Source organism: Microbacterium sp. X-17 (genome assembly GCF_039615055.1).
Map to the genome: position 1 here is coordinate 666,130 of NZ_JBDHNI010000001.1, position 11,616 is coordinate 677,745.

The 11,616-nt window shown below is 72.6% G+C and carries 12 protein-coding genes; 7 read left to right on the plus strand and 5 right to left on the minus strand.

What is annotated here, in order from left to right:
- Window positions 1-24: 24 nt before the first annotated feature.
- Window positions 25-1,185: a galactokinase gene (galK, locus tag ABCS02_RS03190; RefSeq protein ID WP_345834154.1), complete on the minus strand. Its 1,161-nt coding sequence runs from the start codon at window positions 1,183-1,185 to the stop codon at window positions 25-27.
- Window positions 1,182-2,393, minus strand: a complete 1,212-nt coding sequence (galT, locus tag ABCS02_RS03195; RefSeq protein WP_345834155.1) for a galactose-1-phosphate uridylyltransferase — start codon at window positions 2,391-2,393, stop codon at window positions 1,182-1,184. Before galT ends, galK begins: the two co-directional genes overlap by 4 nt.
- An 82-nt stretch (window positions 2,394-2,475) precedes the next feature.
- Here galT and ABCS02_RS03200 point away from each other — a divergent pair, with 82 nt between their 5' ends.
- Entirely contained in the window at window positions 2,476-3,258 is a 783-nt protein-coding gene (locus ABCS02_RS03200; RefSeq protein ID WP_345834156.1) for a DeoR/GlpR family DNA-binding transcription regulator, read from the plus strand.
- 16 nt (window positions 3,259-3,274) lie between these two features.
- On the plus strand, window positions 3,275-4,207 hold the full coding sequence (locus ABCS02_RS03205) for an aldose 1-epimerase family protein (protein WP_345834157.1): 933 nt from the start codon (window positions 3,275-3,277) through the stop codon (window positions 4,205-4,207).
- Here ABCS02_RS03205 and ABCS02_RS03210 read toward each other — a convergent pair.
- On the minus strand, window positions 4,186-4,890 hold the full coding sequence (locus tag ABCS02_RS03210) for an SDR family oxidoreductase (protein WP_345834158.1): 705 nt from the start codon (window positions 4,888-4,890) through the stop codon (window positions 4,186-4,188). The genes ABCS02_RS03205 and ABCS02_RS03210 overlap by 22 nt on opposite strands.
- A gap of 87 nt (window positions 4,891-4,977) precedes the next feature.
- On the opposite strand from ABCS02_RS03210, the gene ABCS02_RS03215 reads away from it, so the two are divergent.
- Window positions 4,978-5,559 carry a TetR/AcrR family transcriptional regulator gene (locus tag ABCS02_RS03215; RefSeq protein ID WP_345834159.1) on the plus strand — a complete coding sequence of 194 codons (582 nt, stop codon included), beginning with the start codon at window positions 4,978-4,980 and terminating at the stop codon, window positions 5,557-5,559.
- On the opposite strand, the gene ABCS02_RS03220 is transcribed toward ABCS02_RS03215, so the two are convergent.
- Window positions 5,543-5,935 (minus strand): DUF1801 domain-containing protein, encoded by a 393-nt coding sequence (locus ABCS02_RS03220; protein WP_345834160.1) that lies wholly within the window; start codon window positions 5,933-5,935, stop codon window positions 5,543-5,545. The two genes, ABCS02_RS03215 and ABCS02_RS03220, sit on opposite strands and share 17 nt — an antisense overlap.
- Before the next feature lie 25 nt (window positions 5,936-5,960).
- Window positions 5,961-7,058, minus strand: a complete 1,098-nt coding sequence (locus tag ABCS02_RS03225; RefSeq protein ID WP_345834161.1) for an ionic transporter y4hA — start codon at window positions 7,056-7,058, stop codon at window positions 5,961-5,963.
- 81 nt (window positions 7,059-7,139) lie between these two features.
- On the opposite strand from ABCS02_RS03225, the gene ABCS02_RS03230 reads away from it, so the two are divergent.
- The 4 genes from ABCS02_RS03230 (at window position 7,140) to ABCS02_RS03245 (ending at window position 11,413) form a co-directional block, all read left to right on the plus strand.
- Complete coding sequence (locus ABCS02_RS03230) at window positions 7,140-7,763, plus strand: DUF4232 domain-containing protein (protein WP_345834162.1); 624 nt, start codon at window positions 7,140-7,142, stop codon at window positions 7,761-7,763.
- A gap of 44 nt (window positions 7,764-7,807) precedes the next feature.
- Window positions 7,808-9,085 (plus strand): chloride channel protein, encoded by a 1,278-nt coding sequence (locus ABCS02_RS03235; protein WP_345834163.1) that lies wholly within the window; start codon window positions 7,808-7,810, stop codon window positions 9,083-9,085.
- A 254-nt stretch (window positions 9,086-9,339) separates the two neighbouring features.
- The gene (locus ABCS02_RS03240; RefSeq protein WP_345834164.1) at window positions 9,340-10,539 is read left to right on the plus strand and encodes a trypsin-like peptidase domain-containing protein; all 1,200 of its coding nucleotides are present in this window, start codon (window positions 9,340-9,342) and stop codon (window positions 10,537-10,539) included.
- A 304-nt stretch (window positions 10,540-10,843) separates the two neighbouring features.
- Window positions 10,844-11,413, plus strand: coding sequence for a protein tyrosine phosphatase (locus tag ABCS02_RS03245; protein ID WP_345834165.1), 570 nt, complete (start codon window positions 10,844-10,846; stop codon window positions 11,411-11,413).
- Window positions 11,414-11,616 lie beyond the last annotated feature (203 nt).

Here is an 11,616-nt window from a genome sequence, read left to right on the forward strand (position 1 = left end):
CGGTGACGCGCGGATGAACGCGGCTCAGCTCTCCCGCCGCGAGCCCTCCGACGCGTTCACCGTGAACACCTCCGGAGAGCCGAAACCGTGCTCGGCGAAGGCCCCGTCGAGCGCGACCTGCACACGGCTGAGCGCGTCGACCGGCACGAGCGCGATCGCCGAGCCGCCGAAGCCGCCGCCGGTCATCCGTGCGCCGATCGCGCCGTTCGCCTGCGCCGTCTCGACCGCGAGGTCGAGCTCCGGGACCGAGATCTCGAAGTCGTCGCGCATGGAGACGTGCGAGGCGTCGAGCAGGTCGCCGATCGCCGTCGGGCCGCTCTCGCGCAGGAGGCGGACGGTGTCGAGGACGCGCTGGTCCTCGGTGACGACGTGCCGCACCCGGCGGAAGGTCACGTCGTCCAGCAGCTCGCGGGCGCGCGGGAGGTCGTCCACGCTCACGTCGCGCAGCGACGCGACCCCGAGGGCCGCGGCTCCGGCCTCGCACGACGCCCTCCGCTCGGCGTAGCCGCCGGTCGCGTGCGCGTGGGTGACGCCGGTGTCCACGATGAGGACGGCGAGGCCGGCCTCCTCCAGCCCGAGCGGCACGATCTGCGACTCGAGCGAGCGGCAATCCAGGAACACCGCGGAGTCCGGCTGGCCGAGCAGCGACGCGGACTGGTCCATGATCCCGGTCGGGGCGCCGACGACGATGTTCTCGCTGCGCTGGCCGACGCGGGCCAGGGTCTGGCGGTCGAGTCCCAGCCGCCACACGTCGTTGAGCGCGAGCGCGGTCGCGCCCTCGATCGCCGCGGACGACGACAGGCCCGCGCCGACCGGCACGTTCGAGTCGAGCAGGAGGTCGAATCCGGGGACGGCCGCGAGGTCGGCGCCGAACTCGCCCAGCGCCCAGGCGACGCCGAGCGGGTAGGCCGACCAGCCGTCGAGCGCGTCGGGGGAGAGTCGGTCGAGGTCGATCTCCACCAGCTCGTCCGCGAACGTGCTGCCGACCCGCACGGTGCGGTCGTCGCGCAGCCCGAGGGCGGCGACGGTGCGGCGGTTGATCGCGAACGGCAGCACGAAGCCGAGGTTGTAGTCGGTGTGCTCGCCGATGAGGTTCACCCGGCCGGGGCTCGACCAGACGCCGTCGGGCTCCCGGCCGAAGATCGAGACGAAGTCGTCGCGGACGCCGGTGCGCAGGTCGGTCATGCGGGGATCTTTCCTTCGGGGGTGGAAGCGGGGGTGGAGGCGGTGGCCGGCACGGTGACGAGCCCGGCGATCCCGGCGGGCAGCTCGCCCACCGGGTTCTCGCGGTCGGCGCGGGCGACGGCCTCCCGGAGCGCGGCCGCGGCCTGCTCGGGCGGGATGTCGCCGATCCACGCGCCCATCGCGGACTCGGAGCCGGCCAGGAACTTCAGCTTATCCGCGGCGCGGCGAGGCGAGGTCAGCTGGAGCATGAGCCGGATGTCGTCGCGGTGCGCGTGGACGGGCGCCTGGTGCCAGGCCGCGATGTACGGCGTGGGGGAGTCGTAGAGCGCGTCCACGCCGCGCAGCACGCGGAGGTAGAGGGTGGCGAGCTCGTCGCGCTCGGCGTCCGAGGTGGCGGCGAGGTCGGGGATGTGGCGGTGCGGCAGCACGTGGATCTCGATCGGCCAGCGCGCGGCGAACGGTACGAAAGCCGTCCAGTGCTCGCCGGCGAGGATGACCCGCTCCGACGCGCGCTCGCGCTCCAGGATGTCGGCGAACAGCGTCGGCCCGTAGCTCTCCAGCGACCGGATGAGGGCGCTGGTTCGTGGGGTGATGTACGGGTAGGCGTAGATCTGCCCGTGCGGGTGGTGGAGGGTGACGCCGATGGCCTCCCCGCGGTTCTCGAACGGGAAGACCTGGCGCACGTTGGGGAGGGCGGAGAGCGCCGCGGTGCGGTCGGCCCACGCCTCGATGACGGTGCGGGCGCGCGTCGGCGTGAGGCTGCCGAACGACCCCGTGGTGGCGGGGCTGAAGCAGACGACCTCGCAGCGGCCCACCGAGGTGCGGGTGCGCTCCAGCCCGACCGCGGTGAGGTCGTCGAGCCCCTCCGGCTGGTTCGCGTCCTCCAGCAGCGGCCCGAAGGACGGCGACTTGTTCTCGAAGACTGCGACGTCGTACAGGCTCGGGATCTCGGACGGGTTGCCCGGCGTGGCCGGCGCAAGCGGGTCCAGCTCGGCGGGCGGGAGCATGACGCGGTTCTGCCGGGCGGCGGCGATGGAGACCCAGTCGCCGGTCAGCGGGTCCTGGCGCATGGTCGCCGTGGCCGGCCGCGGCGCGGGCTCGCGCAGGTCGGGCGCGCGGTCCGGGTCGAGCGCGGAGTCCGGGTCGTCGTAGTAGATGAGGTCGCGACCGTCGGACAGGCGGTGCGGGCGCTTCGTGATGGCGGCCATGCTTACCTTTCGTTTCCGAAAGCAAATGTACCGATTGACTTGCGGATTGACAAGTAAACGCAAGCGCAGGAGCATTGCCGGTATGAGCGAACCGCTGCCCGCCGCCCTCCGCCGCGAGCGGATGCTCGACCTCATCGGCCGTGCCGGCTTCGTCCGCGTCGCCGAGCTGAGCGAGGCCTTCCAGGTCTCCGACGTCACCGTGCGCTCCGACCTCGACGCCCTCGACGCGCAGCAGAGCATCCGCCGCGTCCACGGCGGGGCGGTGCTGCGCGGCGCCGGGACGCGCGAGGCGAGCTTCGAGGAGGCGCTGGAGTCGTCCGCCGAGGAGAAGCGGAGGATCGGCGCGGCCGCGGCGGCGCTGGTCGAGTCCGGCAGCAGCGTCCTCCTCGACGTCGGCACCACCACCGCCGCGATCGCGCGGGCCCTCGCCGACCGCGACGACCTGGAGGACGTCACGGTCATCACCAACGGCCTCACCATCGCGCTCGAATTGGAGCGCGCCATCCCGCGCTTCCAGGTGGTCGTCACCGGCGGCACGCTGCGGCCGCTGCAGCACTCGCTGGTCGAGCCGCTGGCCTCCGTCCTCCTGGAGCGCGTGCACGCCGACCTCGCCTTCATCGGCTGCACGGGCGTCGACCCCGTCGGCGGGATCACCAACGTGAACCTCCCGGAGGCCGACCTCAAGCGCGTCATGGTGGCATCGTCCGGCCGCGCGCTGGTCGTCGCCGACGGCTCCAAGCTCGGCCGCACGCACGTCGGCCGCATCGCCGCGCTGGAGGACGTGGCCGGCCTCCTCACCGGCGAGTCCGCCGCCGACGCCGTGCGGTCGCTGCGCGAAGCGGGCTTGCCGGTGACCGTCGCCTGAGGAATACGCTGTTGCCATGCGCGCACCGACCGGAGAACAGTACGAGCTCGAGTTCGGCGACCTGACCGCCACCGTCACGCAGGTGGCGGCCGGCCTCCGCACCCTCCGGTACGGGGGAGCGGACATCCTGGAGCCGTTCCCGGAGGACTCCACCCCGCCCTCGGCCGACGGCATCGTGCTGATGCCGTGGCCGAACCGGGTGAAGGACGGCGTCTGGGAGCTGGACGGCGTCCCCCAGCGGCTCGCAATCACCGAGCCCTCGCTCGGCAACGCCTCGCACGGCCTCCTGCGCTACCGGCCGTACACGGTGGTCGAGCGCTCCGACTCGGCGGTGACGCAGGCGGCGACGATCTACCCGGAGCCCGGCTACCCATTCGTCCTCGACACCACCGTCACGCACGAGCTCGACACGGAGGGCCTGACGGTCACCCACACCGTGACGAACCGCGGCGAGCGGAGCGCTCCGGTCGCCATCGGCGCGCACCCGTACCTGCGCATCGGCGACGTCCCGGCCACCCAGCTCACCCTGACCGTCCACGCCGGCACCCGGTTCGAGACCGACGACCGGCTGAACGTCACCGGCGAGGCCCCGGTCGCGGGCACGAAGTACGACCTCTCCGAAGGCGGGATCGTCGCCGACCTCGACCTCAACGACGGCTTCGGCGACCTCCGCTCGCCCGAGCACGTGCTCGCCGCGGCGGACGGCCGCACGGTCACGCTCTGGGGCGACGCGTCCTTCGCCTACGTCCAGGTGTTCACGCACCGGGCCTTCGCCACGAAGGAGGCCGGGGAGGTCGCGCTCGCCGTGGAGCCGATGACCGCCCCGGCGAACGCGCTCAACACCGGCCAGGGCCTGCGCTGGGTGAAGCCGGGCGAGACCTGGACCGCGCAGTGGGGCATCCGCCCGCGCGGCTTCGCGTCGGACTCCTACCTGGCCAGCTGGGGGTAGAGCACGCGCACGTCCTGGTGGAGGACCGACTTCACCTGCTGCGCGGTCTCCCCGACGACGGCCTCCGCGTCTCCGGCGGCGACGGCGTCCAGCGCCTCGGCGACGACCTGCGCCGGCGGCACCTTGTAGCCGTCCGCGTGCGCGGCCATCTCGGTGTCGACGTAGCCGACGTGGACGCCGACCACCTGGATGCCCTGCGGCGCGAGCTCGACGCGCGCGGAGTTGCTCGCCGACCAGAGCGCGGCCTTGCCCGCGCTGTACGAGCCGATCGCGTACCAGCTCAGGGCGGAGTGCATGTTGACGATCGCGCCGCCGCCGTTCGCGGCGAGGATCGGCGCGAAGGCGCGGGTGACCAGCACCGGGCCCCAGAAGTTGGTGTCGAACTCGCGATGGATCTCGGCCAGGTCGCCGCTGACGAGCGACTGGTTCACGCCGATCCCTGCGTTGTTGACGAGCACGGTCACGTCGGTGGCGGTCTCGGCGGCGCGACGGATGCTCTCGGTGTCGGTCACGTCCAGCTCCAGCGGGACGACGCGCGGGTCGGTGACGTCGACCGACTCGGGGCGGCGGGCGGCGGCGTAGACCTTCGACGCTCCGCGCTCCAGGAGCTCGGCGACGAAGGCGGCCCCGAGGCCGCGGTTGGCGCCGGTGACGAGGGCGACGCGTCCGGTGAGATCGGTCATGGTGATCCTCCAAAAGTAAACTGATCGGTTTCCGACAATGTACACAGATCGGTTTACTTTGCGCAACCCGGCCTCTAGAATCGACGCATGACCACGACGACCGCACCCCGCCCCAAGCCCCGGGAGCGCGTGCTGGACGCCGCCGCCCGGCTCTTCATCCGCGAGGGCGTGCACGCGGTCGGCGTCGACCGGCTGGCGCAGGAGGCCCAGGTCTCCAAGCGCTCCATCTACCAGCACTTCGAGAGCAAGGACGCGATCGTCGCCGACATGCTGACGGAGTACGGCCCCCGCGTGGTCGCGGGCTACTTCAGCGAGGGCGACGACGGCCGCACCCCGCGCGAGCGCGTTCTGCACGTCTACGACGCCCTCCACCGCGCGGCGGAGGCCGGCGACTACTTCGGCTGCCCGTTCGTCAACGTCGCCACCGAGCTGCGCGACCGGGACCACCCCGCCGCGCAGGTCGCGCAGCACTTCAAGGGCGAGCTGACCGCGTACTTCCAGCGCCAGGCCGAGGCCGCGGGCGCCGACTCGCCGTATGTCCTCGCCGTGCAGCTCACGCTCCTGTTCGACGGCGCGTCCGCGAGCGCCGCGCTGTGCGGCGGCACGCCCCTGGCCGCCCGGCTCGCAGCGGAGACGCTGTGGGATGCGGCGGTCAGCGCCGCCCGGTGAGCTTGCGCCAGCCGCCCGCGCGATTGTCCGCGATGAGCCGGCGCAGGAAGGCCAGCAGTGCCTCCCGGTCGATCGGGTCGCCCTCCCGGAACCCGATGGTGCGCGCGGTCGCGTTGTCGTGGCCCGCCGTGATGAGCCCGGCCGGATCCGGCACGATCCCGCCGTCGTAGACGAACAGGTTGACGTGGTCCTTCGCCGCGAGGAACGCCGCGACGGCGCCGTCGAGCACGAAGTACGGCTGGACCGAGCGCTTGATCGTCTCCTCCATCGCGGGGTCCGCCTCGTGCAGGATGTCCCGCAGCTCGCCGAAGACCTCCCGCTGCCAGGCCGGCAGCGGCGCCAGGTAGGCGTCCACCCGAGGGTCGCGTCCGCTCATGCCCGGAGCGTACGCCGGACCACCGTCACGGCACGATCGACAGGAAGATGAACGCCGCGAAGATGATCAGGTGGATGCCGCCCTTGATGCGCGCCGCCTGCCCCGGCATGATCGTCAGGATGCTGACCACCACCGTGAGCATCAGCAGCACGATCTGACTCGCGCCGAGCCCGAGGTGCAGCGGCCCCGGCAGCCAGATCGATGCGACCGCGATGGCCGGGATGGTGAGGCCGATGCTCGCGATGGCCGAGCCCAGCGCCAGGTTGAGGCTGGTCTGCATCCGGTTGCGGCGCGCGGCCTTCGACGCGGCGATGCCCTCCGGGAGCAGCACCAGCAGCGCGATGATCACGCCGACGAACGACTGCGGGAGGCCGATCCCGGTCACCGCGCGCTCGATCGGCGTGGACTCGAGCTTCGCCAGTCCGACGACGGCGACGAGCGCGACGAGCAGCAGGCCGACGCTGATCAGCGCCGTGCGGGTCGACGGCGCGTCGGCGTGGCTGTCCTCCGTGAGCGGCGTGCCCTTGGGGGAGACCGGGAGGAAGAAGTCGCGGTGCGCGAACGTCTGCGTGAAGACGAACATCCCGTACAGCGCGACGGATGCGATCGCGGCGAACGCGAGCTGGCCGGTCGAGAACTCCGGACCGGGGGTCGCCTCCGTGAAGGTCGGCAGCACCATCGTGAGCGTCGCCATCGCCGTCACCGTGCCGAGCGCCGCGCCGCTGCCCTGCGCGTTGAAGGCGGTGGTCTCCCGCCGGGTGGCGCTGAGCAGGAGGCTGAGGCCGACGATGCCGTTCATGGTGATCATCACGGCGGAGAAGACCGTGTCGCGCGCCAGCGTCGCGGAGTCCTTGCCCGTGGTCATCAACGTCACGATCAGCGCCACCTCGATGATCGTCACCGCCACGGCGAGCACGAGTGACCCGAACGGCTCGCCGACCCGGTGCGCGACGACCTCCGCGTGCTGCACGGCGGCCAGGACGGTCCCGGCGAGGACGACCGCGATCAGCGCGACGGCGACCGGCTGTAGTTCGACCGTCCAGAACGCGACCAGGACGACGACGCCGATGACGGGGACGAAGACCGTCCAGTAGCGTGCCAGCCAGCTCCCGAGCGCTCTCATGCCTTCATACTGCCAGTGCAACTCGGCGCCGGGCGGCGAGTCATCGCCGGGCGGACCGCCTCGGCGTGCTGACAATAGGGCATGTCCGTCTCGCCGCGTCGCTCCGTCATCGCCAGGCCCGCCTTCGCCGTCGTGCTCGCCGCGGCGTTCGCGCTGGGCCTCGCCGGCTGCTCCGCGGGCGCGAGCCCGACGGCGTCCCCCGCCTCGTCGGACTCCACGTCCGGCACGGGCTCGGCCTCACCGCGCCCGACCGCGACCAGCGACTCGCAGCCCATCCAGGGCCAGTGCGCCACCTCGAACCTCACCGGCGCCATCGGCAAGGGCGGAGGCGGCGCCGCGGGCAGCGTGGAGGTCACCATCGTCCTCACCAACACCGGCTCGACGCAGTGCTCGCTGCAGGGCTGGCCGGGCGTCTCGTTCGTAGGGGACGGCAACGGCACCCAGCTCGGCAACGCGGCCCAGTTCGACCGCACCACCCCGCACGACACGGTGGTCCTGCAGCCGGGCGGCACCGCGCAGGCGCCGCTGAAGATCACCCAGGCTCTCAACTACCCCGACGCGGACTGCAAGCCGAAGCCGGCCGACGGCTTCCGCGTGTACCCGCCCGGGTCGACCGAGTCGCTGTTCGTCAAGGCCGACAACTACACGGCGTGCACGACGACGACCGTCAACCTCCTCACCGTCGGCGGCCTCGCGGCTCCGTGAGCCGGCTGCCGGGGGCGCGGCCCGGCTGGCAGTAGCCTGGGAGCGTGCCCTCCTCCCGACGCGTTCCCGCGCGCGCGACGCCCGCCTGGCTGGCCCGGCTCGTCGTCGTCACAGCGCTCGTCGGCGTCGGCGCCGGAGTGGGCGGCGGGCTGGTCTACCTCGGCCTGCACACCATCCAGCACCTGGCGTTCGGGTACTCGGAGGGGACCTTCCTGGAGGGGCTGCTCGACGCCCCGCCCGTGAGCCGTGTCGTCGCGCTGGTCCTCGCCGGCGTCCTCGGCGCGGTCGGCTGGTACTTCCTGCGCCGCTGGGGGCGCCGCAGCCCCGCGCGCGCCATCGTCTCGGTGGAGGCCGCGGTCAACGGGCGCAGGATGCCCGGCGTCGTCACGCTCCTCAACGCCGCCCTCCAGGTGATCATCGTGGGCCTCGGCGCCTCCATCGGCCGGGAGGTCGCCCCGCGCGAGCTCGCGGCATGGTGGGCCTCGTGGCTGTCGGAGCGCGCCGGCGTGAGCGCCCGCGAGCGCCGCATCCTGGTCGCGTGCGGCGCGGGCGCCGGTCTCGCCGCCGTCTACAACGTCCCGTTCGGCGGCGCGGTGTTCGCCATCGAGATCCTCCTGGCCGAGATCAGCTTCGCGACGGTGCTGCCCGCCCTCGCCACGTCGGCGATCGCGGCGCTCGTCGCCCGCCTGGTGGTGCCGGCCAACCCGCTGTACCTCGTGCACCAGATCCCGCTGCGCCCGCAGATCGTGGTGTGGGCGATCCTCGCGGGACCGCTCATCGGCTTCGCGGCCGTCGGGTTCGTGCGGCTGACGCGCTTCGCCCAGGACCACCGCCCGAAGTCGTGGGGCATCCTCATCGTCATGCCGCTGGTCTTCGCCGCGGTCGGCGTGGTGTCGCTGTGGCTGCCCGCGATCCTCGGCAACGGCCGCTCGCTCGGCCAGCTCGCGCTGACGGCGGCGCTGCCGGTTCTAGTGATCCTGCTGACCACCGTGGTCAAGACCGCCGCGACTGTCGGCACGATCGGAGCGGGCGCGGCCGGCGGCACCCTGACCCCGTCGTTCGCGATCGGCGCCGGGCTCGGCCTGACTCTCGGCGGCGTCTGGGAGCTGCTCTGGCCCGGCGAGCCGCTCGCGGCCTTCGCGCTGCTCGGCGCGGCAGCCTTCCTCGCGGTGACCATGCGCGCGCCGCTGACCGCGCTGCTGCTCGTCATGGAGTTCACCAACCAGGGCCCGGACATGCTGGCGCCGATCATGCTCTGCATCGCGGGGGCCGTGGCGGTGGGCTACGTGCTGGAGCGGGGCCGGGTCACCGGGGTGGCGTGAGCCGATCGCGGCGTGACCCGCCCGTGACCCGATTCATAGGAATCTCAAGTTTTCTCCCGGCGTAGTCAAAACCTGCGCATCATGGCCTCCCACTCGCATGCGGTGTGCTGTCCGACATCAAGCCTGACGTCGAGAGGACCACAGTCATGGACGAGGTCGAGGGAGTTCCCCCCGTAGCAGCAGAGAACGGTGCGGCGCCCACCGCAGCCGCACCGGCACGCGCGCCCAGGAGCCGGCGCCGATCGGTGATCGTGGTGTCCACCGCGGCCGCCGCGACCCTCGCCGTCGGCTCGGCGTTCGGACTCGGTGCGCTGACGTACACCGCCGGTTCGACCGCCACGACGGCCTCCACCGCGTCCAGCAGCGTCCACAACACGCTGAGCCGCAACGGGTTCGGCTCGGGCGGGTACGGGTACGGCTCCGGGAGCAGCGGAGGCTACGGCGGCTCGGGTTCGGGCTCGGGCTCGTCGTCCTCCGCCGGCTCGTCCACCCTCGCGAGCGCCACCGCCGCCGAGGAGGTGGGAGTGGTCGACATCACGTCGCAGCTCACCTACGCCCAGGCCGAGAGCGCGGGCACCGGCCTGGTGCTCACCTCCGACGGCGAGATCCTCACCAACAACCACGTGGTGGAGGACGCGACCAGCATCAGCGTCACCGTCGTCGCCACCGGCGCCCAGTACACCGCGAAGGTGGTCGGCACCGACGCCACCGACGACATCGCCGTCCTCCAGCTGAGCAACGCCTCGGGTCTCAGCACCGCCAACCTCGACACGTCCGCGGACGTGGCTGTGGGCGACGCCGTCACGGGAGTCGGCAACGCAGGGGGCACGGGAGGAACGCCCTCCGCGTCACCCGGCTCCGTGACGGCGCTCGACCAGACCATCACCACGCAGGCCGAGCAGACCGCGGTCTCCGAGACGCTGAACGGCCTCATCCAGACCGACGCCGACATCCAGGCCGGCGACTCCGGCGGCCCGCTGTTCAACTCGTCGGACCAGGTGATCGGCATCGACACCGCCGCCGTGCAGGGCGGGGCGACCGAGGGGTACGCCATCCCGATCCAGAACGCGCTCACCATCGCGGGGGAGATCACGTCCGGCCAGGCGTCGTCGACGATCACGATCGGCTACCCGGCCTTCCTCGGCGTGGAGGTCGCGTCGAGTGACAGCGCGGCGGGCGGCTACGGCTCCTTCGGGTCGTCCGGGACCGTGACCGGCTCGGTCGCCGGCGCCACCATCTCCGGTGTCGTCTCCGGCGGCCCGGCCGAATCCGCCGGGCTGGCCGCCGGGGACACGATCACCGCGGTGAACGGCACGACCATCGACTCGGCGCAGGCCCTGACGACCGCGCTCGCCGCCCTCCACCCGGGCGACAGCGCGACCATCTCCTGGACCGACGCCTCCGGCGCGTCGCACACCGCGCAGGTGACCCTGGCGCAGGGCCCGGTCGCGTAGGCGGCGGTAAAGGCCCCGCCGTCGGCCCCCACCCTCGGCTCGCCCACCGCCTCGTCGCGCCCACCGCGCCCGTCGCGAACGGAGGAGATCCGGCCCCCACGGCCCGGCATCTCCTCCGTTCACTGCGTTTTGGAGGTCCCGCCGCCCGGATCTCCTCCGTTCGCGACATGTGCGGAGACGTCAGCCGGCGGAGGAGATGCTTTTTTTCGTGTCGGCTGTGCGTAACCTTTGCGACGATCCGGCCGATTAAGAGAGGGAGGGCCCGTACGGCGTCCGTCCACGACAGGAAGTCAGGAAGAACCGGATGTCACTCAGCTCCGTCATCGCCGCCCACAAGCTCACGATCGGACTCATCGCCCTCGGGACCATCGCCCTCGGCGGGACGACGGCGGCCGCCTATGCGGACGCACTTCCCTCCGGCCTCCAGGACGAGGCCCACGCGCTCATCGGAGCGCCGACCGCCGACCCGACGACGGACCCGACGGCGCCTCCCACGGCCGAGCCGACCGACTCGGCGACGGACACGGCGACGCCGACCCCGGAACCGACCACGGACCCGACCTCGACCGCCGTCCCGGTCGGCCCCGACGCATCCGGCCCGGCGGCACACGGCTTGTGCACCGCCTACGAGCACGGCGGCCTCGCCGCGACCTCGGTCGCGTACGCGTCGCTGGAGAAGGCGGCAGGCGGCGCCGCAGCGATCGACGCGTACTGCGCCACGATCGTCGCGCCGGGGAATTCCGGCGCCCACCAGCCCGCACCCGCGCCGACCGGCGCACCGACCGTAGCGGGCGCACCCTCCGAGCACGGGCACGGCGACTCGAAGAACGCGGGCGGCTCCTCACATGCGGGTGGGGGTCACGGGCGGCCGTAGTTCAGGCGCCATCCTGGGCACGCGAAGGTTGCCGCCGCTCTGACGATCGGGAGGGGCGAACTCGTGGACGTCGAGGGCGGCCTGGACCTGCTGGCCGAGGTCGCTGCCCTTGTGCTGGCCGCGATCATCGTGTCCCGGTCCTGAGAGCGAGCCTCGGCGCCCGGACCGTGCAGTCCGGGCGCCGCGGCGCGAATCACTAAGGT